Here is a 24,537-nt window from a genome sequence, read left to right on the forward strand (position 1 = left end):
GTATTACACCGCTTCTTGTTTTCTTCTTATATACTTAAATAGTAGCATGAAGATCACTAAATAAGCGATTAACATCAGAATATTTTTCCAGGTTGGAAGCTCGCCTTGAACAAGAGCCCACGCTCCGCTCCCAAAATGATAAGACGGGAGCCATTGACCTATGTTTTTCAATATGTCCGGCATGACCTCGATCGGCATCCACATGCCCCCGCTTATCGCCAGCAGCATGTAAAGCACATTACTGACCCCGGCTGCCGTTTCTACTTTTCTCATGAGACCGATTAATGTCCCTAACGCTAAAAACGGAAATGCCCCAATTAAAATCCAAAGCCCGCTCATGACCCATTCAAACGGTGACAAGTCAATGCCGTTTATGATGGCGCCGGCAAGAAAGATGACAGTAATAGATAAAAGATGAATGACACTTTGCCCGATCATCTGAGCCGCCAAATAAATATAATCCGGCAGAGGCGTGATGCGGATAAAAACTGACCAGCCTTGTGCCCGTTCTTGTACCAAACGGATTCCAAGCGTCATCATAGACGAACCCATTACGCTGAAAGTGGTCATTGACATTAAATAATGGGCATTCCAGGCATCCTTGTCAGGAACATTGGTATTCACTACGTTTGTAAAGAGATAGTAAAAGGCAATCGGCATAACAAGCGACCAAAACACAAAGTATTTATTCCTGAGCACCCTTTTCATTTCAGCTATGCACTGTTTCCGCAGCATGTTCATTTCACATCGCCTCCCTGTTCCCGTCAGCAAGCTGTCGAAATGCCTCATCGAGCGTTCCTTGTTCGATTCGAATATCATGTGCATTGATGTTTTCTTGAAAGATGAGCCCTAACACTTTATCGGTATTTGACGTTTGAATGCTGACTCGCTGATGCTTTTGAGTCACTCGTTCTACTTCCGGATGCCGATAGAGCTTTTCCAATGATTCATCCGATGAAACCTTAAAGGAAACAGACTGCTTCTGAATCCTTGCTCTGATTTGCTTCGGCGTTTCGTCTGCGGCAAGCCGTCCTTCAGCAAAAAACAAAATGCGCTGCGCGGCATCATCTGCTTCCTGTAAATAATGAGTTGAAAAAATAATGGTCTTTCCTTGATCCGCCAAGCTGTTCACTGTCTTCCAAAACTGGTGTCTTGATGTCGTGTCCATTCCGACAGTCGGTTCATCAAATACAAGTAACTCCGGATTGCCGGCAAGTGCCAAAGCAAAGCTCAGACGGCGTTTTTGTCCGCCGGATAATTTCTCTGCCGGTGTTTTCAAATCTTCTTTTGTGAGTGCTGTCAGCGAGACAAGCTCTTTCATGGATAATGGATGGGGATAATAACTGCGGATAAGCTCGAGGGTTTCGCAGACCTTTAATCCCGGCATGACACTTACTTCCTGCAGCATGGTACCGATTTTTTCACGCACCTGTTTTTCATCAGGCTGACGGTTAAATAATTTGATTTCACCCTCACTTGGCTTCAGCAATCCCAGCATCATAGAGATCGCTGTTGTCTTCCCTGCGCCATTCGGGCCAAGGATGGCCACGATTTCTCCTTTTCCTATGCTGAAATGAATGTTCTTCACTGCTGTTTTTTGCTGAAAATGTTTTGTGACATTTCTTACTGACACAACCTCATTCATTTTATGAGCACCTCCTGATTGCTTACATTGATTGTAAAATACCGGATCAGATGATTTTAGTAAGGGATGTCATGATTTGAGATGACAAATGTCATTTGTGTCATTCAGATGATATTACCGCTTTATATTATATCCGGCCCTAGGCAATCCTTCCGCTACATCTTCCAATCAATCCAGCTCTCCATGCCGCATGTCCTCTTTCTGCAAGACGCCTATTTACTTTCATAGAAAGCCCGCAATTCACGCCTTGAAGTGGTATGATATACATATTAATCTTCATGTCGTTTTAGCTGAAAGGAGCCGACTATGGATCAAGCTATTTTGACTAGGAATCATGTGAAGGTGAGGGGGAACGGCACAACACCAATTGTATTTGCACCTGGATTCGGGTGTGATCAAAGTGTGTGGGATGCCGTAGTTCCTGCCTTTGAAGACGAATACCAGCTGATTCTATTTGATTACGTAGGTGCGGGAAATTCTGATTTGCACGCATATGATATGGTTCGTTACCGCACACTTGACGGCTATGCCCAGGATGTTCTGGATGTTTGTGAAGCGTTAGATCTGTCAAAAGCCGTTTTTGTGGGGCATTCTGTGGGGGCTGTGATTGGCATGCTTGCATCATTACGACGTCCCGAGCTTTTTTCACAACTGATTATGGTGGGGCCTTCTCCTTGCTATTTAAATGATCCGCCTGAATATTACGGAGGTTTTGAGGAAGAGCAGCTCCTTGGGTTAATAGATATGATGGAGAAAAACTACATAGGCTGGGCAACCGTTTTTGCGGCGACCGTAGTGAATCAGCCGGATCGGCCAGAAATTAAGGAAGAGCTGGAAAGCCGTTTTTGTTCTACTGATCCTATCATCGCACGGCAATTCGCGAAGGCGGCGTTTTTTTCAGATCATCGAAAAGATCTGCCAAAGGTGACCGTGCCTTCGCTTATCCTGCAATGTTCGAATGATGTCATTGCACCGTCATTAGTAGGTGAGTATATGCAAAAGCATCTCCCTTACAGCACACTCATACAGATGAAAGCCAACGGGCACTGCCCGCATATGAGCCATCCCGAAGAGACGATACAGCTGATCAGCGATTATTTGAACGCATACGTGATTTAGGAACGAAAGGGATAGAGGTGACCCTCTGAATGGATCAACAATTGAATTATGCACCATGCGGTTTCCTTACTTTATCTGAAGAGGGTACAATTTTTGCTGTCAATCACACCTTGCTTAAGATTCTTGATTACGAATCGGAACAGGTGATCGGTCAGCATATCAATGCTCTTTTAACCGTTCCTGCAAAGCTTTTTTATCAGCTTTATTTTGTTCCGCTTTTGCAGCTTGAACAACACATTGAAGAAATGTACATCTCCCTGGAAACAAACAATGGGGAAGAAGTCCCCGTCCTTGTAAACGCAGTTCGGAGAGCGGATCAGGAAGCCGCTGTAACAGAATGCGTTGTCATTCCGATGCGGAAGCGAAACGAATATGAAAATGAGCTGCTGATTGCCAGAAACGCGGCTGAGGAAGCACTGCTCGCCAAACAGAAAGCAAATGCGGAGCTGGAAATTGCTTTGCAGACGCTGAAGGTGAAACAAGAAGAGCTTCTTGCGATCAATAAGCAAAATCAGCAATTCAGATCGAATACAAAAAGAGAGCTTGAACTCGCCAGGAAGATTCAAGAAAATTCATTGACCGAACCGATCTTGAATGATCAAATTCAGATTGATTCGTATTATAAAGCATCCAGTGACTTATCAGGCGACTTATATGGATTTTATCAAATCGATGAGCACCGCTACGGCTTGATCCTCCTTGATGTGATGGGACACGGCATTTCTTCTGCATTAGTTACGATGTCCCTCCACCCTTTATTCCAGCGATTAATGACACAAGGGATCAGTCCCGACAAAGTCATGAAGGAACTAGACTACCATCTTCACAGTTTGTTTCAAAACGACGAGGAAGCAAGGCATTACTGTACCGCCATTTGCCTCATCATTGATACAGGCCGGCAAAGAATTGATTATGTCAACGCGGGCCATCCGCCCGCATTATGGCAGGATGCCGAGGGAACCCAATCAACGCTGGACGCAACCGCACCGCCGATTGGGATGTTTGAAGAAGCGGTGTTTCAGTCAAGCAGCCTTCACTATACACGCGGCGGAAGGCTGCTTCTGTATACAGACGGTGTGATGGACCCGACGGCATCATGTTATTTACACCGTTTAATAAAGAATCATCCTGATTTGCCTATAGCTGAGCTGAAAAACAAAATCCTCTCATCTCTTCAAGCTGAGCCCAAGAACGATGATGAGTGTTTTATTTTAGTAGATGTAAAATAAAAGAATCCATGAGAGATAACAATGCGTTGTTACACCTCATGGATTTTCATTATTTTTTCGGGATATGGCCTGTTTCCGCGTATTTGAATACCTGTAAGGACGGCAGCGGATGTCCGTTGAAATCAAACAAAGCTTGATTATCCACTGCACTTCCTCCATACCACTTACCTGCGTCTTCAGGATCGTATTCGGCTGCATAGCTGGAGGCCCATCCGGAACCATATGTTTCCCATATCGTTTTATTTTTCTCCAATTGCGTCTTCGGGCCGACCGGAATCCACGCAGGCTCCCAATAAAAAACGCCCAATCCGGCTGTTCCTGTCTTTGCCACTGCGTCCATCACATCTCTTACGGCATTTGCCTGGCCTTGCACTGAAATCGGGTATGGCAGCGTCTGACCGCTTTTAGGCGCTGTGTTTTCATGTCCGTCTCCGTCTTCAGCCGTATAGGTGTATGACGTTTCCGCCACCATGACTTTTTTGCCGTACGTATCCGCAACAGCTTTCAGTACGGAGGACAAATTGTGTAACGTACCGTGCCAGAATGGATAATACGAGCTGGCAAATACATCATAATCGACTTTATTTTTGTTGAGGGTTTCAGCAATATATGAATATCGTCCCGACGTTTCTGGGTTGGTGAAATGCAGCGCGATCAATATGTCACGATTTGTTTCCCTGACTGCCCGGCTTCCTTCATTGAATAATTGACTCATCTTCTTCCAATCCGTTTCCCCGGCAAATGCTCCTGTTGTTTCGTTTCCGACCTGTACCATACCGATATCAATGCCTTCCTTGACCATGGCTTGCAGACTTTGTTTTGTAAATCCATAGAGCTTCGCTTTCTTAGCTTCGAAGCTTAAGTTCGCCCAAGCCTTTGGCACCTTCTGTTTTGCAGGATCTGCCCAGAAATCGGAATAATGAAAATCTGCCAGCAGCTTCATCCCGTTCGCGGTTGCTCTTTTTCCGATTTGGATGGCTTTTTGAACATCATTATTGCCTCCCCCATAACCATTGCCATAAGCGTTATACGGGTCATTCCAAATGCGGACGCGGACATAGTTGACACCTGCTTGCTTTAAGGTTGTAAAGATGTCCTGACGTTTTCCGCTTGCATTGTAAAAGGTTACACCGCTGTTTTCTAAAGCAATAATGCTCGACACGTCAACTCCTTTGATAAAGTCCTTGTTCATGCCCGCTACCTTTTTAACAAAAAGGTCATTTGCCTGAAGCTCTGACACATATTTCTCCCCCTCTGCGGCGGCATATCCCGTCGAACTTCCGATCCCGCTCCAGACGATGACAGCGGCTAACAGCACGATGATTCTGCTTTTCATATTTCCACCCTCTCACGTAAGCGATTTCAAAAAAGACCCTGCCCATATAGAGCGGAGGCACACCTCAATGTGAGTTCACGACAATTCTCACTTCATATTTTTCCAAGATCAGGTCTCCTGAAAGCATTTCACCAGTAACGATATCCTTCACACGCTCATCAAACGAAACCAGCTGCTGTTGTTCCGTAAAATTCATGATGAAGATATAGTCATTGTGCTGATCCTGTCTCGCCTGTACGGAGACGCCTTTACCATGCTTAACCGGAAAAACCGGAGACAAAGACAGTTCTTTTATCAAACTTTGATAAAAATCCCGGTGAAATTGATCCTCTAAACGCGCGCCGATAAAATACGCTTTTCCTTGTTCATATTGATGGCTTGTAACCGCAGGAGTATGCGCATAAAAGTCATCCTGATACACACCCTCTGCCGTTGCGGCTTTCAATTCGATCACCGTTGCATAATCTTTCATTTCATACGTTTGATTGCGGTAGCTGACGGCATTTCGGTCTTTCGGATACAGCGTATCTGTTTCGAGCGGCTCAATTCCAAATATCGTTTGCAAGTCTGGGTGCCAGCCGCCTGTGTACGTTAAGTCATGCTCGTTGACGATTCCGCTGATATAGGTCATCACCAAGGTTCCGCCGTTAGCCGTAAACTTCTTTAATCGCGAAATGGTTTCTTCACTGATTACATACAGCATGGGGACGATCAGCAGCTTATACGCTGAAAAATCTTGTTCTTTTGTAATGACGTCGACCGGGATATCCTGTTCCCAGAATGTGCGGTAATGCTGCTGCAGTGTTTGCGGATAACGCTTTGTCGCTTTTGCAAATCCCTGAGCGTCCTCAAGCGCCCAATTATTTTCCCAATCATACAAAATAGCAGCTTCAGACGGTCTCTTCGTTCCAACGACTTCAGACAGCTGTTCCAATGTCTCCCCGACTTTTGCCACTTCTTGAAAGACGCGGTTCTTTGTGCTGTTGTCATGATCCACAATCGCCCCATGCAGTTTTTCCGATGATCCTCGTGATTTTCGAAATTGGAAATAGAGGACGCTGTCTGATCCGTGGGCAATCATTTGCATAGATGAAAGCAGGTTCATGCCCGGGCGTTTTGCTTTGTTTACGTTATGCCAATTGACAGCGCTAGGCGTACACTCCATTAATAGAAAGGGCTGCTGCTTCAGGCTTCTGTACAGATCATTGATAAAGCCGACCTTCATCGCCAAATCTGCTGTGCTTTCCCAATCATTGTGCCACACAGGATAAGCGTCCCAGCTGATAACATCCACATGCTTTGCAAATTTGCTGTAGTCGAGACCCTGATAAGGAATTAAATCTGGTGTATCACCCATAAAATTCGTTGTTATCGGAATGTCCGGCGTCAGCTCTTTCAGCGGTACGATTTCATTTTCATAAAAGGAAATGGTTTGATCCGTGACAAACCGGCGCCAGTCTAAGTTCAGGCCGTGCAAGCCATTTTCTCCAATCGGGGAAGGGCTTTCAATTTGTGACCAGTCATTAAATGTATGGCTCCAAAACGGCGTCCACCACGCGTTATTCAATACCTTGAGACTATTGTCATATTTCATTCTCAGCCACTCTCTGAAAGCGTTCTGGCATAGGTCACAGTGGCATTCTCCTCCATATTCGTTGGAAATATGCCACATGAAAAGCGATGGATGTCCGCGGTATCTTTCTGCTAATAAACGGTTGATGTGCCGCGTTTTTTCACGATAGACCTTGGACGTCAGGCAGTGGTTATGCCGTCCGCCGTGCAGCTGTTTCACTCTGGAGGCATTGACCCGCAGCACTTCAGGGTAGGTTTGCGACAGCCAGGCAGGACGCGCTCCGCTCGGCGTTGCTAAAATGACACGGCCGCCGATACTGTGGATACGGTCAAAAACATCATCAAGCCATTCAAATTGATATACACCTTCCTCCGGCTCAAGCGCACTCCATGCAAAAATGCCGACAGAAAACGTATTGGTATGGGAAAGCTTCATCAGCTTTATATCGTCGGCTAAAATATCCGGCCGATCCAGCCATTGATCAGGGTTGTAGTCTCCTCCGTGGAGCATAAATTTCGCTTTTGTAACGTGCTTTTTTTCAAGCTTTGACATGATTTTCTCCCCCTTATTCTCTTATCCTTTCGTTCCGCCTGCGGTTAATCCGGACACAAAATTCTTTTGCAGCATGATAAAGATGACGGCAACCGGAATGCTGATGAGCAAGGCACCCGCCGCAAATGTCGTATAGCTTGCTCCCATGACATCATTGACTAAATTGAATAAGCCTACGGGCAATGTATATGATTCAGGTGTTCTCAATATCGTTGATGACAAAACAAAATCTCCGAGCGGGCCGGTAAATCCATTCATCGCAACCACTGCCGCCATCGGTTTTGACAAAGGCAGGATGATCTGCAAAAAGATCCTCGTGCTGCTTGCCCCGTCAATCTTTGCGCTTTCGTCTAAATCAATCGGAATGGAATCCATATATCCTTTCATCAAGTACGTATTCATCGGGATCAGGCCGCCGATATAAAGCAGGATCAGCAGCCAATGGCTGTTGACCATTCCTAACATTTGAGCCAGCACAAACAAGGCGATCAATGCAGAAAACTGAGGAATCATTTGCAGCAATAAAAAGAGCGTTAATGCGTATTTCCTCCCTTTAAACCGAAAGCGGGAAAACGCATAAGCCGTAAACGTCACACAGATCAGTGAGCCAGCCATCGTAAACAGGCTGATTTTTATCGAATTGATATACCACTGCACATATTGAAGGCTTTCTTTTCCCGCAAATAATTCTTTGTAGTGGTCAAATGTCGGATTCTTCGGAATGAGGGATGTACTGATTAAACTGTTGCCGGGATTAAAGCTGGCGCCTGCCGTCCAAAGGAGAGGATACACAATGATGACCGCCATGCAGGCTAAAAACAAGTAAGAGAAAAGGAGCCGCATAAATTTTCTGACCTTCATATCTGCCAGCATGTCTCAGCCCTCCTCTTTAAAAGACTTCGTCTGTCTGAATTGCCACAATGCAATGGCGATCACAAACACAGACAATAAAATGGTTAAAGCAGCCGCAAGGGAATATTGGCTGGACTGCATCGTCAATTTATAAATCCACGATACGAGGATATCTGTTCCGCCGGCTGTTGATCCCGCAACAGCCGGACCGCCTCCATTGAAAAGATAAATAATATTGAAGTTATTAAAATTAAATGTGAACTGCGTAATGATAATCGGAGCCATCGCAATGAACACCATCGGGAGCGTGATGTATCTCAGCTTTGAGAAGATGGAAGCACCATCAATTGTCGCCGCTTCATAAAGATCTTCAGGAATCGATTGCAAAACACCCGTTGAAACAAGGAAGATATACGGAAAACCAAGCCAGCCTTGCATGAGGATCAGCGCCAGCCTCGACCAATTCGCATCTGTCATCCACGGAAGCGGATCAATGCCAAAGAAAGCCAAGATGTCATGATTCATTGCGCCGAAACTATCGTTAAACAAACCTGCAAAAATTAAAATCGTGACAAATCCGGGAACAGCCCATGGCAAAATCAAAATAGTCCGGAAAAACCGTTTAAACCGGATGTCTTTCTGATTCACAATGATCGCCAGACATATCCCCAGACTGACTTGCAGAGTGGAAGCACAAAGTGTCCACACCACCGTCCAAGCCAGCACATCAAAAAAGGTCGAGCGCCAAATATCGACAGTAAAAATATCAGTGAAGGTTTGAAAACCAACCCAATCTACTAATTTAGCAGGAGGAGAATGATATAAATCATAGTTTGTAAAAGCTAAGGCAAAGCTGAATAAGATGGGAAAAATCACCGCGAAAACTAAAATAAACAGAGATGGTCCGCTGACGACATATGGATAGCCCTGAGCGACGATATTTTGATATTGTTCCTTGAGAGAGCTCAAGGGCCTCTTTTCATCACGGCGTTTTCCGCTTTGATAAGCGTCTCGCAAATTCACATAATATACCGCAAGTCCAAAGCATGTCACAATGACAGCGATAATGCCTTCCGCCAGCAGAAACACCGAGTTATCCCGCGGCACCTCTGTTCCCAGCGTAAAGATTCCCCAAAGCCCCATATTCAGCAAATCTCCAAATACCGCAAAAAACGATGCGCCCAAGAGGAGAAACAGGAGGCCTTTAATCCATTGTTTGTTGTAGAATTGACCAAGGCCCGGAATGATTGACAATAACAAAGCGACTTTACGATGCTGCACCGTTTTCACCTCTCTTACAATACAAATCTACTTTTCTCTTTATGTTCCGCTATGCTTTGCCTTCATCTGCCCTTTGGCTGTTTCGGCAGCCTGATCTAAGGCTTTTTTCGGGTCCGCTTTTCCTGTTGCAATCGTTTGTAATGCTGAATCAGCCGGGGTCCATATTTCATTCATTTCAGGTATATTCGGCGTCTGCTCTGAGAATCGGGATTGTTCGGTGACCGCCCGTGCCGCTTCGCTTTTCATAATAGCCGTGTCACTTGCTAATGATTGAACGGCCGGAACTTCTTTCGTTTGTTCATATCGTTTTTTGGAATTCGTTTCATTTGTCAGAAAAACGGCTAACTCTTGCGCCAGCTCTGCATGTTTTGAAAATGCGCTGACATTGTAGCTTTTGACGCCGATAAAGGAGCTCATGTTTTTGCCGTTTTCCAGCTTCGGAAGCTTGGTGATGCCATAATCAATTCCCGCTTTTGAAAAGGCTTCTACATTCCACGGGCCTGAGATAATCGCGGCAGCCTTTCCTTCTGTAAACAGCGACTCGAGTACATTTATTCCCTGCTCTCCGACAATGCCAGCCGGGAATAAGCCGTCTTGATAAAACTTCTGAATCAGCTCAGCACCTTTGACAGCGCCTTCATTATTGATTCCAAGATCAGACGGATCATCGTTTCCATCCTTATCCTTTCCAAAGATATATCCGCCGTACCCGCCCATGACACTTTGCGCGTAATAAATTTGATCAAATAAGGCTAAAAATCCAAATTTGCTGCCATCAGCCGTTTTTTTAGAGTAGTCGTACCACTCTTCCAGCGTTTGCGGCAATTCGTCCTCTGAGATGAGATCTTTGTTATAAAAAAGCACTGTTGTTTCGACGGCTTTAGGCAGGCCATAAATCTTCTGATCAATCATTTGAGATTGAATGGATGCGTCTGTGTAGAGCGATTGAACATCCTTTTCAACGTTTAATTCTTTGATTAATCCCTCTGTGACAGCCGTTCCGATCTGGTCACCGGGCATTGTTAACACGTCAGGCCCTGTGCCGGCCGGGCCGTCCATACGCAAATCTTCAATCTGCTGGGCATAAGGTTTTTCAACAACTTTGACCTTTACATCATGTTCTTTTTCAAATTCGGCAACAGCGTCTTTAATGCCGATGCTTTTTTCTTTATCCTCCCACACGACAAGCTCTGAGCCCTTTGAACTTGTTTTTTCGCTGCTGCTTTCCTGCGGTCCGCAGGCGGCTAAAGATAAACTGACAGCCGCGCAGAGCATGACACCGGCGTACTTTTTTATCATTTTCATCAATTGTCACCCTTCCGTATTAGATGAAAGCGCTTTAAAAATAATATAGCATGACTAAGAAAATGTGTAAACAAACTATTCACTCTTATAAGTAAATTTTTTTACCAAACAAAAAAATGACTTAGAATACTAAGCCATTTTGAAACGATTTAATTCATGCTCTTTCTGACGATTAATTCAGCTCCCATATATAACGTTTTAACCGTTTTCCGCTTTTCCAGCACTTGCTCAAGCAATAATTCCACAGCGTTTTTACATAGTTCCTTGATATCAATATGAAAGGTCGTCAGCGGCGGAGAGACGTACTTGGCAAAGCTGATGTTATTGATGCTCACGACGCTCACTCTGTTTGGTATCGCGATTCCTTTTTCATTCAGGGCCTGCAGACAGCCGACCGCAATCGGGTCTGCCGCGATAAAAAAGGCGGTCGGAAGCTGATCACCCAATGCTTCAATCGCTTTAGTCATCAGGCGGTAGCCATTTTCGACGGAGAAGCCGCGGTGGCATAAAATATAGCGCTCGTCCAGCATCCCTTTTTCCTGCATATAGGATCGGAACGTTTTTTCACGAATATCCATTTCATCTTGATTCGTGTTCGGATTTTTGTACGTGCCGCCAATAAATCCGATATTCTTATGCCCTTTTTCAACTAGGATGTTTACCGTTCTCTTCGTCATTTGCGCTAAGTCCGGCCTTACCGAATCAAAATGGTCGGGATCAGGGGAAGAGTCAATAAAAACACCGTTCTCCGTCAGATTTCTGAGAAACGCTAATTCTTTATCAGAAAAGGTGCCCACGGCAATAAAACCTTCTGTATGAGCTGGAATGCATTCAATACCGTCCGTTATTTTATAGATCGTCATGTCGACATTGAAGGTTTTCGCCAATTTCTCTACTTCTAATCTCATTGTTTTGAAATAGACATCTTCCAGCTCCTCTTGATCTGTCAGCCAATATAAAAAAGCAATGTGTTTCACCAGAGGCCTTACAGTTTTCTTGCGATAATTAAGTTTCTCCGCGGCTTCATATATCTTTTCACGCGTCTCGTCCGGTACAGAAAGGCTCTCATCGTTATTTAAAACACGGGAAACGGTTGAAATCGAAAATCCCGCGGCTTGTGCGATATCTTTAATTGTCGCCATTATATCTGCCTCCATTTTCAAACATGCCAGTGTTCGTTTTAGTAAAATATTTTACTTTCTTTTTCGTAAATGTCAAGCTGTGTCAGCCGCACAATGTAAATAAGACTGAACCATTACAGCTCAGTCTTGGTTGTGTGTATGCACCGGCAGAATTGCCCGGGAAATGAGTCGGTTATTGCACGTTTTCCTCAAAATATCCCGAAAGGACATCTTCCACATTCGTCAAGTGTGCCAGCATCGCTTCTTCCGCCTGTGCTCCGTCTTGGGCAGCCACGGCATTATAAATCCGTTCATGCTCCTCGTAAAGCCGCTGTACCGAGGTCTTCTTGGAAAACAGCCAGATTTTCCGCGTTTCTCTCATCGTTTCCAGCAGCAATGATGATACGTGATTCATCAGATGTTTGAGCAGATCGTTTTGTGAAGCGTCAGCGAGTGCCAAATGAAAGGCGAAGTCTGCTTTTTCACCTAGCTCCCCGTCTGCTTCAATCTCCCCCATTTCCTTTAACGCCGCATGAATGCTTTGGAGATTCTCTTCTGTCCGTTTTTCGGCAGCTAATGAAGCCACGCCGATTTCAAGCAGCTTTCTGACCTCGAGCAGCTGTTTGACATCTTCTTTTTTCATTAAAAGGGCGGCTGACAGAGGCTGAGAAATTTGATCAGGTTCAAACTCCTTCAGATAGGTGCCTTCTCCCTGTTTCATTTCGACAAGCCCCATCGCTTTTAATGCGGAAAGCGCTTCGCGCACCGCTGAACGGCTGACTTGAAAGCTTTCAGAAAGCGCCTGCACGGAGTCTAATTTATCCCCCGGCTTCAATTGGCCGGTTTTGATCATATCTAATAATGCATCCGCTACTTCTTCATATATCTTCTTTGTTTTAATCTGTTTATATTTCAATGCAATTCACCCCGCAACTTGTAGGTCTGGCTGTTTACGATCTATTATACTCCCTTTTGGGCGCCGCCAAAAGATTTAGACAATTTCGTCAAAAAGTCTTGTACTTTGATTTTTTTCAAAATATAATGCTAGGTAACTGGTCTTATTATCTAGTCATCAGATGATCATATCATCTTTAGAAACCGCTTACACATAGCCAGTTATGTTTGAAGGAGGGGTTTGGGATGCAATGGACACAGGCATATACGCCTATAGGGGGAAATTTGCTTTTATCTGCGCTTGCCGCACTTGTACCGATTATTTTCTTTTTCTGGGCACTCGCAATTAAACGAATGAAGGGGTATACGGCGGGATTGTCCACCTTGGGAATCGCGCTGCTGATTGCTGTATTGATTTACGGGATGCCGGCGGAAAAAGCGCTGATGTCCGCTACACAAGGAGCCGTATACGGCATTCTGCCAATCGGCTGGATCATTGTGACGTCTGTTTTTTTGTATAAAATCACTGTAAAAACGGGACAGTTTGATATTATTCGCAGCTCTGTTCTCTCCATTACCGATGACCGCCGGCTTCAGGCGCTGCTGATCGCTTTCTCATTCGGGGCTTTTTTAGAAGGAGCGGCGGGCTTCGGGGCGCCGGTCGCGATTTCGGCCGCACTGCTTGTCGGCCTCGGTTTTAACCCTCTTTATGCGGCGGGGATCTGTTTGATTGCCAATACGGCGCCAGTAGCCTTCGGGGCGATTGGGATTCCGATTACAGCTGTAGAAGGGCCGACAGGGATTCCGGCGATGGAGATTTCTCAAATGGTCGGGCGGCAGCTGCCGTTTTTATCTGTATTTATTCCTCTTTATTTAATTATCATTATGAGCGGATTCAGGAAAGCCTTTGAGGTATGGCCGGCGATTCTTGTTTCCGGTGTTTCCTTTGCCGCTGTTCAGTATCTCAGCTCCAACTTTCTGGGGCCGGAGCTGCCGGATGTTTTGTCGGCGCTAGTGTCGATGGCTGCGCTAGCTGTGTTTTTAAAATGGTGGAAGCCGAAGAAGACATTCCGGTTTGCGGGGGAGCAGGAATCGGCCGCCGCGATTGAAGCGGCAAAACTGCACCCTGATGCACCGGCTTACACCGGGGGGCAGATTTTTAAGGCCTGGTCGCCGTTTCTGCTGCTGACGGTGATGATTTCTGTTTGGGGCATTCCTTCGGTCAAATCCGCGCTGACAGGGCATTACGAAGGCACAGCCGTTGTCTTAAAATGGCTGAATGTGATTGGAGAACAGCTGACGTTTGCTCCTGGGGTGCCTTTTTTGAACAATCAGATCGTCAATGCTGACGGCACTCCGATTGAAGCTGTTTATAAGCTTGAGGTGCTCGGTTCGGCAGGAACCGCGATTTTAATTGCCGCAGTGCTGTCAAAATTCATCACGTCCATTTCGTGGAAAGAATGGGGAGCTGTTTTTAGCGAAACACTGCAGGAATTGAAGTTTCCGATTTTAACGATCGCCTCGGTCGTTGGTTTTGCATATGTCACCAACTCCTCGGGAATGAGCACGACGCTCGGCATGACGCTGGCGCTGACAGGCTCGATGTTTACCTTCTTTTCGCCGGTTCTCGGCTGGCTCGGCGTCTTTATTACCGGCTCGGATACGTCGGCTAACCTGCTGTTTGGAAACCTGCAGAAAGTAACGGCCTTGTCGGTCGGAATGGACCCTGTCCTATCGGTCGCGGCCAATTCATCAGGCGGCGTCACCGGCAAAATGATTTCCCCGCAGTCGATCGCGGTCGCGTGTGCGGCAGTCGGACTCGCCGGGAAGGAGTCGGATCTTTTCCGCTTTACGATCAAGCACAGCTTGTTTTTGCTGCTGCTCGTCTGTATCATCACCTTTTTGCAGCACCAGTTTTTCAGCTGGATGATCCCGTAAAAAAATCCTCCCTTACAGGGAGGATTTTATTTGTACCGTTTTCTTGCTGCCGATGACGGAATGTTCAATTGATCGCGGTATTTCGCCACTGTGCGTCTGGAGATTTGGATGCGGTGCTGTTCATATAACAGGTCGGCAAGCTTTTGATCTGAGAGGGGTTTTGTTTTATCCTCTTGCTGAATCAATGCTTGAAGATGCGTTTTGACCGCATAGTTGGATGTATCGCCATCCCCAGAGGCCTCTGCTTTTCCTGAGAAGAACATCTTCATCTCAAACAATCCGTAAGGCGTTTGTATCGTTTTCCCTTTAATGGCCCGGCTGATGGTTGATTCATGCAGGCCCAGACAATCCGCCACCTCTCTCAGTGTCAGCGGCTTCATGGCGCTCCGCCCTTTCAGGAAAAAATCTTTTTGACGCGCGGTCAGCTCATTTACAATTCTGGTGATCGTCTGCTTCCGCTGCTTCAGCGCGCGGCTCAGCCAGCGCCACTCCTGATATTTCGCAGATAAATAGGAAACCGTATCCTGACAGGCGCCCGACGATAGAAGCGGCCTGTACTGCGGATGCAGCTCAATCTCCGGGAACGAGCGGCTGTTCAGTTCCGCTGTGATCTGGCCGTTTTTAACGATGATGAAAATGTCAGGTTCAATATACATATCCTGCTCCGGACTGGCAAACAGAAGGCCGGGTCTTGGGTGAAGCGCAGCAATTTTATCAGAAATATCCTGAATCGCGTGAAGCGGGATTCCAGTTTCTTTTGAAAGCGCTTTCCAGTTTTTTTGCGCAAATACATCAAAGTGTTCTGAAACAAGCAGTTCTGCCTGTTCATTTCTGTTCGGGAGACGCTGTAATTGCAGCAGAATACACTCTTGAAGAGATCTTGCGCCGATTCCCGCTGGTTCAAGCGACTGTAGTTTTCTCAGAACCGCTTCCGCTTCCTCTGCCGAAACAGACAGGCGCCGGGCTGCCTCCTCCACATCTTCCTCCAGATATCCGTTTGAATCAAGCGAATGTATCAGATAATTAAAAATCTTTTTTTCAGTGTTTGACAGATTCATATCCAGTGACTGCTGTTTGAGGACATCCTGCAGTGTTTTTTGCGGATTGCTTAATTGAAGGCCCGCCTCCTGCCTGCTGATCCTGTTTATGTTTGTTTTATGGTAAGATAGTGGCGGTGTGTCTGTTTCCTTTCGTTCAATAAGAGGGTTTTCCAGTGAGAGCTCATCAATGTATTCGGCCAGTTCCGCCGAATGATAGCCAAGCAGCGTGATGGCCTGCCTGAGCTCCTGTGTCAGTTGAGGCTTTAGTACTTGTACTTGCTGAAGTTTCATATCCATCTTGCTCACTCCCCTTTCTTCATTGTACATGATTGGGATGACACCGTATACATTTATGAAAAAGGAGCTGCCAAAGAAATGTCTGAACTTTTTTCTGTACCGTATTTTATTGAAAACTTAAAGCAGCATATTGAAATGAACCCGTCTGAGGATAAGATCCACGCAATGAACAGCTACTACCGTTCTGTGGTCTCAACACTGGTGCAGGATCAGCTGACAAAAAACTCAGTTGTCCTGAAGCGGATTCAGCATTTAGATGAAGCCTACAACAAGGTAAAACGCGGAGAATCAAAATAAACCTTCCGCTCACATATGAGCAGGAAGGTTTTCCTTCTTTGAGGCGTCCCGAATGATTTGAGTATTTGGCACTCCCTCCATCCAAGTATGATAGTAATTGGCGTTTTTTCCGTAGGAATTATCAATGACCGTGTTTTCCTTTTGAAGAAGAGAGGACAAAATATGGCCGTGCAGCCTTGACGTTTCCACCGATTGGTAACGGCTGAAAAAGCGAATGGCTTTGGTGACGATGTAATCCGAGTATTTTCTCCATATAAATGCGATCGGCAGAGGATTGCCCGCTTTTTTGTTCAGGACGTTCAGCGTTTGGAGAAAAGCGATTGTCCGGCGGTCTGAAGCTGACAGCACTGTACGCCAGTCATAGCTTTCCGCTTGCGCATGTCTTTGAAGCTCATCATTTGCTTCATGATCTGTTCTGATAAATCTCAGCTTTTGGCCGGTCGGCTGCTGTGTCGGAATGATGGGAAACAGCTGGTGGGCCATATCAGGCAATAGCTTGATATGATTGTTTTGAAAGTACGCCTGTGCCGTTGCATAGGAGGCTTTTTCCCTTGTGATGATATGCAGATTTGAATGGGCAGAGAAAATGTCAGCTGTCCGTTTTAAGTTATCTTCATTCTGATAATAGATCGATTGCGGCAGGATGACGATTTTGTGGTTCGGATAGGTTTGAACGATTTTCTCTCTAAATCCTTGATAGTACGGATATAAATCCCCGAAGTTGCCGCCTCCCTGACAGACGATGATCAGATTCGGATCAAGCTTACGCCCGATTGGGAAATTGTCTGGATTCCAGCGGTTTCTGACCCGAATGTCATTTTCTTTAAAAAAGGCTTCCGTTCCTTTCATTATAAATAGATCCCCTACATTTCTGTATAGAGGATAGTCGGCGTAAATGATTTCGGATTGCTTCGGAATCATTTCGAGCAGCCCGGCCAGTTTTTTCTTCAGGCTGATCATTGAATGCTTGCTGTCCATCTCTTCACCTCTGTTGTTTGGAATAAGTGTAACAACACATCGATTACTCGGTCTTGATCTTCTTCGGTCATATTTGTTCCGGATGGGAGGCAGATCCCTCGCCTGAATAAGTTTTCGCACACACTTTCAGAATCTGTATGGGAATAAAATGCAGATGACGCAAACAGAGGCTGGGTATGCAGCGGCTTCCAAAGCGGTCTCGCTTCAATCTGTTCTTCAGCAAGATGCTGAACTACCTCATATGGAATCAGCCCGTTATCGAGCGTGAGTGCAGTAAGCCAGCGGTTGGACACGCCTTCTGAGTATTCCGGCATAAAGCAAACGCCATCTAGGCTGCCAAGCGCATTTTCATACCTCGTAAAAATCTCCCGTCTTTTCTCCACCCGCTCATCCAGCACCTCAAGCTGGGCAATGCCGACTCCGGCAAGGATATTGCTCAATCTGTAGTTGTGCCCGATTTCACTGTGCTGATAATGAACAGCAGGATCGCGGGCCTGTGAAGCGAGAAATCTTGCTTTTTCAATGGCGGCTTCATCGTCTGATACAAGCATCCCGCCTCCTGAAGTGGTAATGATTTTGTTTCCATTAAATGAATAAACGCCGAAACGGCCGAATGTCCCGCTCTGCTTCCCTTTATAGACCGAACCGAGGGATTCAGCCGCATCCTCAATGACCGGCACGCCGTATAAGCCGCACAGGCTTACAATCTCATCCATTTTCGCGCTTTGTCCGTACAGGTTGACAGCAATGACCGCTTTTGGCGGATTTCCCTTTCGTTTTGCTTCCTCCAGTGCTCTTTCAAGTGCTTTCGGAGACATATTCCACGTATCCGGCTCAGAATCTATAAAAACAGGCACCGCTTTTTCATATAAAATCGGGTTTGCCGTTGCCACAAATGTAAAGGACGGACAAAACACGGTATCTCCCGCTTTTACATCCAGCAAACGTAGCGCCAAATGAATTGCGGCGGTGCCTGAGCTGACCGCAGCCGCCCCTTTGGCGCCGACTCTGTCAGCCAATTTTTCTTCAAATGTATTCACAAGCGGCCCAAGCGGCGCAATCCAGTTTGAGCGAAAGGCTTCTGAAATATAGTGCTGCTCCCTGCCGCTCATATGAGGGGCGGATAAGTAGATTTTTTTATGCATGTAACCATCCTTTGCTTTAGGTTTGAATAGAGGAAATCACGCGCGCCGGGGTTCCTGCTGCCGTTACCCCGGCAGGGATGGAGCGGATCACCGCGGAGCCTGCGCCGACAATGCTCCAAGAGCCAATAGTAACCTGCGGAATGACGGAGGCCCCGGTGCCCACATGAGCCCCTTCTTGAACCGCAATACCACCAGAAAGCGTGGCGCGCGGAGAAAGATGTACAAAATCGCCGATCTGATTGTCGTGCTCTGCAATCGCGCCCGTATTGATGATACAGTGGGTGCCGATCAGAACATCCGCCTGAATAATAACACCGGCCATAATAACCGTTCCCTCCCCGATGACAGCCGATTTGCTGATGATGGCTGACGGGTGGATTAATGTGATGAAATCTTCTTTGTATAACCCTAGCCGCTCCGCCAGCTGTTTTCTGACGCTGTTGTTTCCAATTGCAATCACAAACATGACGTCAGGGATCAGCTTGCGCAATTCAGGAATTGCTTCCGAGGGGCCTGTGTACAGCTCTTTCCCGGCATCAAATGTGCTGAATTTATCGTCCAGCACCGCAGCTAAGCGCGTGTCTGAACGGGCGCTTATGAGTTCTCTGATCACCTTTCCGTGACCGCCGTCTCCCACAATGGCCACGTTTCTCATGAGGACACATCTCCGCTTCCTGTGAAGCGTTCTGCGGTCACATGATTGGTTTGCTGTATACCTTCTGACACAAGAACTTTGCGTACCGTCAGACATAAAATTTTCAAATCGAGCAAGAATGAACGGTTGTCAACGTACCAAACATCCAGTTCAAATTTCTTTTCCCAGGAAATCGCGTTTCTGCCGTTGACCTGTGCCCAGCCTGTAATCCCGGGTTTTACCTCATGGCGCCGTGCCTGCTGTTTCGTATAAAGCGGCAGATAGTCCATCAGCAGCGGCCGGGGACCGACGAGGCTGAGGTCTCCTTTCAAAACGTTCAGAAGCTGCGGCAGTTCATCAATGCTCAGCTTTCTGATCAGCCTGCCTGTTTTCGTAAGCCTGACTGCATCCGGCAGCAGATTTCCCTCACTGTCCCGTTCGTCCGTCATCGTTCTGAATTTATAAAGGGTGAACGGCTTCCCATGCAGGCCGGGCCGTACTTGTTTAAAAAAGACAGGCGATCCTATTTTCAGCCTGACAACGGCGATAGTGAATAGAATAATGACACCCGTGCAGCACAATAAAAGAATAGCGGCCGTCAGATCAAAAAGACGTTTCAGGATCAAATATTTACAGCTCCTTTCGTTTTTCTAAACCGTCTCAGCACCAGCTGTCGTTCCTCTTTCGTACAAACAAACATAAAAGCGAAAACGGCGTAGCAGCAGCTGACAGCGGCACCTGCGGCAATCAGTGATGTCCAGCTTTCAATGGTGATACATAACTGAATGGCCTCACAAACCGCCCAGGCAAATAAAGCGGCAAAGACCGGACCGAACATGCCTGTAAAGAACACATGCTTTTTGTAGCCGGTAATGCGTGATACATATAGCGGCGTAAAGATGACATTTTTCAGCACAAGCGAAATCGCCCCGGCCAGCGTAATGCCGTAAAGCCCCAGATGCGCTGGCCCGCTTAATGTGACCGCCAGCACAACATTCACTGCGCCTAACAGCAGGGTGACGAGCGCCGGTGTTTTTTGTTGATTAAAGGCGGTCCATATATAAAACAGCGGCATAAAGGCAAGACTGACCGCCAAATATCCGGCGTGAATATATAAAAGCGGCGCTACAGAGGAAAAGGACGGTCCAAGCCAGATCGTCAGAAAAGGCCCGGCCAAACCTCCCAATAATGCAGCCGGAAGCGCAAGCAAAAGCCCGTTCAGTCTCACTGCCTGATTGGCGTACTTGACCAAGCCGTCCATATCGCCTTTTGAATAATAAGAAGTAATGACAGGCGCAAATAGAGATGCAACTGTTCCTGCCAAACTGCGCAGCAGCAGCGGAAACTGGATAATCGCCGCGTATTTTCCCGCTTCAGATGCACCCAGCACCAAGTTGGCGGTTAATAGGTCGATCTGCAAAAAAAGCAGCACGCCGATCTGATTGACTGAGTTCCAGGTTCCTGCCTGAAACAGTTCCTTGCTTATGCGGAATGACAAATCTTTCAGCCTAAATGAAAACCATGGAATCAGTTTTCTGAAAAAGCAGAAAGACAGAATAGACGCTATGACGGCACCGGCTAAAGCGGCAAGCTGAATCTGCCAGATTTTTGGCGTAAAGCAGGCAAACAGCGCCAGCACACACAATACACGGATGAGCATTTGCACTGCCTGAATCGAACTGGTGATATACAGCCGGTTGGCATAAAACGGCGCCGCCCCAAACCCCGCCATCAAAAATGTTAAAAGAAACAGCAGACTTCCAATCAAAATCGACAGCCGAACATCAGCCAAAAGATCCTGTGGGACGTTCATGACGCGGTCAATAAAAAAAGCCGCACTCAAAAGAGGCAGCAGAAGCAGCAATGAAATCAAAACAGACGCAGCCAAATAATTGCTGATATACGCATTTGCTTTTTCCTGCTCTCCCCTGTGGGCTGCAACAGAAAAAAAACGCACAACCACGGAGCTGAGCGCCACCGTGATAATTGAAAAATAATTAATCACATTTTGCGTTAAATTCACAAAGCCGAAAGCCTCCACACCGAGCGTTTTGACAATAAAAGGCGTCATCCAGACAGACAGGAATACGGACAGAAGAAAAGCTGTGAGATTGGCGCTGAAGTTAATGGTGAATTTCATGCCTGCTTTGCACTGCCTTTCATGGTTCCGCGTGTCTCAAAAAACAGCTTGATGAGAAAGATCAGCCGCCATTTGCACAGTCCTAAGACCAATCGCTCGCCTCTGCCTAATTTCTCATGCTGGAACGGTGTGTGTCTGACAGCCTGCCGAACCATGTCATAGGATAAAATCTGTCTGATCTGTTTTTTGATGTCTTTCGCCGGCTGCGATGAGGCACAGGCGTTTGCCAGAAGCATCGGAAGCTGGTGCTTGCAAATGTACACATCTAAATCTTCTTTGCACACAGCCGATAAGCCGCACTGATTGTAAAATGCGAGTTTGGCTTGATATTGTTTTTGGATATTTTCATCCATCGCAGGTTTATAAGGGAGTTCCGTCAGGCTGTTCGGATTTTCACGGTATATGTACAAGCCTTCATCCAGCATTTTTACCCGCTCGGCTTCATAAAAAGCAGATAAATTAAAGGGTGAATCTTCAGCAAAACGGATGTCTTCATCAAACCGCAGGTTCGCCCTTTCCAAAAGCTCACGGCGATACACATATCGCCATACATACCAGATAAATCTCGTTTCGTGGGCACATTGGAGCTGTACAGCTATATCCGCTTTTGTCAGCATACGGCCTGTTTCGAGCTGCGGCGGTACGTATACCCGTTTGTCTTCAAACTGTTTATAAAATCCGCAGCCAGCGATATCGAGTCGGTGCTGCTCCGCTTCTTCTGCAAGCCTTTGAAACATGGCGGGAGAGACATAATCGTCTCCGTCTACAAACCCGATATACGTGCCGCGCGCCGCTTTGATTCCCGCGTTTCGTGCCGAACTCAAGCCGCCATTTTTTTTATGAATGACTTGAACTCTTGCATCCCGTTTCGCGTATGCCGCTGCCATCTCACCAGATCGATCGGGTGTTCCATCATTAACAAGGATGATTTCTATATCGGAAAGCGTTTGGGCAAGCAGTGAATTGATGCATTCTTCAATGAATGGTTCAACGTTATACATCGGGACAATAATGCTGACGAGCGGTGTCATTGTGCTTCACCGCTGATTTTATCCCGCAGCCCTTTAAAATACATATCCCGCGGAAAGCCGGCACGGTTTGTTTCTTTTGTCAGCAGCTCTTTCACTGCGGCTGTCACAATTTCCGGCTCCGGCTGTTCAATCAGCTTCATGGTTGGAATATCTTTCAGCCATTGGTAGCCTTCCATGACTTTATGATCAAAAGACCGAATCACTACACACGGCGTTCCTGTCAGCGCACAAAAAATCATGCCGTGCAGCCTGTCAGTGACAACGGCTTCAGCACTTTGCAGCTTAGACCAAAGCGCTTCCAGCTCCTGTTCCCGTGTGCCGCGGCTGACCCGGCGACCGATCGTTGTCGTAAAAGCTTTGATATCGCCAAATTCATCAAAAAGAGCGGCCTTCACGCGGTTTCTCTGATCCTCCTGAAGCACGCTTTCCTGATCCTCGCGCAAACACATATAAACCCCTTCGCGATCCGCAGGGGTGCTGCTTCTATCTAAATACAGCACCATATCAGGCTGCTTCAGGATCTTTTTTTCTTTAAAATGCCGCTTCATAAATTGATACGTAGTTTCATCCCGGGCCATCAGCAATAAACCGGGGTGCGCGTTATAAATTTTCTGCGCCCGTTTCAGCTCTCTTCGTCCCTTTTTCGTATCAGAAAAATGAACGGTTGCCGGTAGCTGGACGATTTGATAATCATGAAACGTTTTAATGATAAAACGGCGCGTCCACTCTTCATACCGGTATAAATCCCCCATGTTTCCGCCGCCGATGATAAAGACCATATCCTCCGGGTGGCGGGAGCGGATCAGCGCTTTTGCTGATTTGTATATGTCCTTCATATCGACCTCAACGATTTCAAAATCGGAGTATTCCTGCTCAAGAAACGCTTTGCTGGCATAAGCAATGGCATGATCCCCCAAATTGTCATGGGAAGGCAGCAGGGTCAGTATGATTTTCTTCTTATGTGCGGCAGCCTTTACCGGCTGATCGGCCGCACCCAGCCAAAATTGGGACGGGTACTTGACCTTTAGCAGCAGCCATTCTGCAAGATTGATTTTCAATGAATGTAACGACATGTCTTCACCCTCTGATTTTCATTTTGTACTCGATCACTCGCTGATACACGGCGGACGCCATAGCAACGAACGGTATCATTCTGTATTTCGCCATCAGCAGCAGGCATGACCGTTTTGCGTCAAAAGGCGCTGTCCCCGTTTTCGACAGACTGCCTTGAAACACCGGATCAGCGCAAATCACGCCGACCGTTTTGAGCCTTTCCAAAAGACGCCGGCTGCCGCTTGTTTTCCATTCGTTCAAGAGACAGATGGTCCCATGGAGAACGATAAAGAAATCAAGCTCCTTTCGGTACTCCTCCAGCTTGTTGTTCTCCTGTAAAAACGCTGCGTTTGCCTGATACAGCGCCAGTCCTGATTCAAACAGTTTTTTCTGATAACCCTGCACGATGGAGGAAAGGTGAATTCGGTAATGGTAGAGAGGCGCTTCTACATAGGAAACCGAGCGGGCGAAAAAATGTGCCCTGAAGCTGAAAAACTGATCCTCGACATGCTCCAGCTCACCTCTGAGCGGGAACGAAAGCCGGTGTGCGTCAATCATGCTTCTTCGGTACAGTTTATTCCATGAAAATCCCCTGACCTTCCCTTCGAATAACGCCTTGATATAGGACTCCTTCGGCTGATCCTGATAGGTTTCCGCAATGTCTGAGACAACGGTTTTTTCAGTGTCCTCAAACTCCGCGGCATAGTTGCAAATGACCAGATCGGTTTCCTCCGATGCTGCCTGAACCATTTGCAAGCAATAATCAGGCTCGATCCAGTCGTCTGAATCAATAAAAGCCACAAATTCGCCTCGGGCCGCCTCGATCCCTTTGTTCCGGACCGCACCGAGCCCTTGGTTTTCCTGGTGAATGACTCTGAATCGTTTATCCTTTTCTGCATATTCCTCTGCGATGTCCGGACTGGCGTCTGCCGAACCGTCATTGACGATGATGATTTCAATATTGTCCAATGTCTGGTTCCTCAAAGATTCAAGGCAGTTTCTGATATAGGTTTCTGTATTATAAACAGCGACTAACAGACTAACCGCAGGTGTTTCCATAATGACCGGCTCCTCTTG

At 46.6% G+C, this 24,537-nt stretch carries 22 protein-coding genes; 4 read left to right on the top strand and 18 right to left on the bottom strand.

Translation table 11 applies throughout. The annotated features are described in order from the left end of the window. Positions 1 to 3: 3 nt before the first annotated feature. Together NYE43_RS17870 and NYE43_RS17875 are read right to left on the bottom strand one after the other, a co-directional pair. Positions 4 to 741, bottom strand: coding sequence for an ABC transporter permease (locus tag NYE43_RS17870; protein WP_341062270.1), 738 nt, complete (start codon positions 739 to 741; stop codon positions 4 to 6). A gap of 1 nt (position 742) precedes the next feature. Beyond that, positions 743 to 1,645 (bottom strand): ABC transporter ATP-binding protein, encoded by a 903-nt coding sequence (locus NYE43_RS17875; RefSeq protein ID WP_095712985.1) that lies wholly within the window; start codon positions 1,643 to 1,645, stop codon positions 743 to 745. 306 nt (positions 1,646 to 1,951) lie between these two features. Between NYE43_RS17875 and NYE43_RS17880 the strand changes: the two genes are divergently transcribed. Together NYE43_RS17880 and NYE43_RS17885 are read left to right on the top strand one after the other, a co-directional pair. Then, on the top strand, positions 1,952 to 2,764 hold the full coding sequence (locus NYE43_RS17880) for an alpha/beta fold hydrolase (protein ID WP_095712984.1): 813 nt from the start codon (positions 1,952 to 1,954) through the stop codon (positions 2,762 to 2,764). A gap of 29 nt (positions 2,765 to 2,793) precedes the next feature. Next, on the top strand, positions 2,794 to 3,993 hold the full coding sequence (locus NYE43_RS17885; protein ID WP_103671298.1) for a PP2C family protein-serine/threonine phosphatase: 1,200 nt from the start codon (positions 2,794 to 2,796) through the stop codon (positions 3,991 to 3,993). Positions 3,994 to 4,042: 49 nt separating this feature from the next. Here NYE43_RS17885 and NYE43_RS17890 read toward each other — a convergent pair whose 3' ends face one another. The 7 genes from NYE43_RS17890 to lutR form a co-directional block, all read right to left on the bottom strand. Then, positions 4,043 to 5,329: an arabinogalactan endo-1,4-beta-galactosidase gene (locus tag NYE43_RS17890; protein ID WP_341062274.1), complete on the bottom strand. Its 1,287-nt coding sequence runs from the start codon at positions 5,327 to 5,329 to the stop codon at positions 4,043 to 4,045. Between the two features lie 64 nt (positions 5,330 to 5,393). Further along, a complete protein-coding gene (locus NYE43_RS17895) occupies positions 5,394 to 7,457 on the bottom strand; it encodes a beta-galactosidase (RefSeq protein ID WP_341062744.1) in 2,064 nt (687 codons plus the stop codon). A gap of 18 nt (positions 7,458 to 7,475) precedes the next feature. Further along, positions 7,476 to 8,327 (bottom strand): arabinogalactan oligomer ABC transporter permease GanQ, encoded by an 852-nt coding sequence (gene ganQ / locus NYE43_RS17900; protein ID WP_341062276.1) that lies wholly within the window; start codon positions 8,325 to 8,327, stop codon positions 7,476 to 7,478. A 3-nt stretch (positions 8,328 to 8,330) separates the two neighbouring features. Next, positions 8,331 to 9,587, bottom strand: a complete 1,257-nt coding sequence (gene ganP / locus NYE43_RS17905) for an arabinogalactan oligomer ABC transporter permease GanP (RefSeq protein WP_341062277.1) — start codon at positions 9,585 to 9,587, stop codon at positions 8,331 to 8,333. Positions 9,588 to 9,626: 39 nt separating this feature from the next. Next, on the bottom strand, positions 9,627 to 10,892 hold the full coding sequence (locus tag NYE43_RS17910) for a sugar ABC transporter substrate-binding protein (RefSeq protein ID WP_341062279.1): 1,266 nt from the start codon (positions 10,890 to 10,892) through the stop codon (positions 9,627 to 9,629). Between the two features lie 149 nt (positions 10,893 to 11,041). Next, complete coding sequence (locus NYE43_RS17915) at positions 11,042 to 12,034, bottom strand: LacI family DNA-binding transcriptional regulator (RefSeq protein ID WP_326231276.1); 993 nt, start codon at positions 12,032 to 12,034, stop codon at positions 11,042 to 11,044. Between the two features lie 172 nt (positions 12,035 to 12,206). Next, entirely contained in the window at positions 12,207 to 12,929 is a 723-nt protein-coding gene (gene lutR, locus NYE43_RS17920; protein WP_024122919.1) for an L-lactate utilization/bacilysin biosynthesis transcriptional regulator LutR, read from the bottom strand. Between the two features lie 224 nt (positions 12,930 to 13,153). On the opposite strand from lutR, the gene lutP reads away from it, so the two are divergent. After that, the gene (gene lutP / locus NYE43_RS17925) at positions 13,154 to 14,845 is read left to right on the top strand and encodes an L-lactate permease LutP (RefSeq protein WP_024122920.1); all 1,692 of its coding nucleotides are present in this window, start codon (positions 13,154 to 13,156) and stop codon (positions 14,843 to 14,845) included. A gap of 26 nt (positions 14,846 to 14,871) precedes the next feature. Here the strand turns inward: lutP and rpoN are convergent, their stop codons facing one another. Then, positions 14,872 to 16,182 carry an RNA polymerase factor sigma-54 gene (gene rpoN, locus NYE43_RS17930; RefSeq protein ID WP_341062281.1) on the bottom strand — a complete coding sequence of 437 codons (1,311 nt, stop codon included), beginning with the start codon at positions 16,180 to 16,182 and terminating at the stop codon, positions 14,872 to 14,874. A 78-nt stretch (positions 16,183 to 16,260) separates the two neighbouring features. Here rpoN and yvfG point away from each other — a divergent pair, with 78 nt between their 5' ends. Further along, a complete protein-coding gene (gene yvfG, locus NYE43_RS17935; RefSeq protein WP_024122922.1) occupies positions 16,261 to 16,479 on the top strand; it encodes a protein YvfG in 219 nt (72 codons plus the stop codon). Positions 16,480 to 16,488: 9 nt separating this feature from the next. Here yvfG and NYE43_RS17940 read toward each other — a convergent pair whose 3' ends face one another. Genes NYE43_RS17940 through NYE43_RS17975 form a run of 8 tightly spaced genes read right to left on the bottom strand, consistent with a single transcriptional unit; the run spans position 16,489 to position 24,519 of the window. After that, the gene (locus tag NYE43_RS17940) at positions 16,489 to 17,457 is read right to left on the bottom strand and encodes a polysaccharide pyruvyl transferase family protein (RefSeq protein WP_341062283.1); all 969 of its coding nucleotides are present in this window, start codon (positions 17,455 to 17,457) and stop codon (positions 16,489 to 16,491) included. Beyond that, entirely contained in the window at positions 17,436 to 18,602 is a 1,167-nt protein-coding gene (locus NYE43_RS17945) for a DegT/DnrJ/EryC1/StrS family aminotransferase (RefSeq protein ID WP_341062285.1), read from the bottom strand. Before NYE43_RS17945 ends, NYE43_RS17940 begins: the two co-directional genes overlap by 22 nt. Positions 18,603 to 18,618: 16 nt before the next feature. Beyond that, positions 18,619 to 19,257, bottom strand: coding sequence for an acetyltransferase (locus tag NYE43_RS17950; protein ID WP_341062286.1), 639 nt, complete (start codon positions 19,255 to 19,257; stop codon positions 18,619 to 18,621). After that, positions 19,254 to 19,862: a sugar transferase gene (locus NYE43_RS17955; RefSeq protein WP_059353581.1), complete on the bottom strand. Its 609-nt coding sequence runs from the start codon at positions 19,860 to 19,862 to the stop codon at positions 19,254 to 19,256. The genes NYE43_RS17950 and NYE43_RS17955 overlap by 4 nt, the downstream gene beginning before the upstream one ends. After that, complete coding sequence (locus tag NYE43_RS17960; protein ID WP_341062288.1) at positions 19,859 to 21,376, bottom strand: MATE family efflux transporter; 1,518 nt, start codon at positions 21,374 to 21,376, stop codon at positions 19,859 to 19,861. Before NYE43_RS17960 ends, NYE43_RS17955 begins: the two co-directional genes overlap by 4 nt. Beyond that, a complete protein-coding gene (locus NYE43_RS17965; RefSeq protein WP_024122928.1) occupies positions 21,373 to 22,407 on the bottom strand; it encodes a glycosyltransferase in 1,035 nt (344 codons plus the stop codon). Before NYE43_RS17965 ends, NYE43_RS17960 begins: the two co-directional genes overlap by 4 nt. After that, entirely contained in the window at positions 22,404 to 23,480 is a 1,077-nt protein-coding gene (locus NYE43_RS17970; protein WP_024122929.1) for a polysaccharide pyruvyl transferase family protein, read from the bottom strand. The genes NYE43_RS17965 and NYE43_RS17970 overlap by 4 nt, the downstream gene beginning before the upstream one ends. Before the next feature lie 4 nt (positions 23,481 to 23,484). Next, a complete protein-coding gene (locus NYE43_RS17975) occupies positions 23,485 to 24,519 on the bottom strand; it encodes a glycosyltransferase family 2 protein (protein ID WP_216393883.1) in 1,035 nt (344 codons plus the stop codon). Between the last annotated feature and the right edge of the window lie 18 nt (positions 24,520 to 24,537).

Source organism: Bacillus sp. FSL R5-0434, assembly GCF_038004745.1.
Lineage (GTDB): Bacteria > Bacillota > Bacilli > Bacillales > Bacillaceae > Bacillus > Bacillus halotolerans.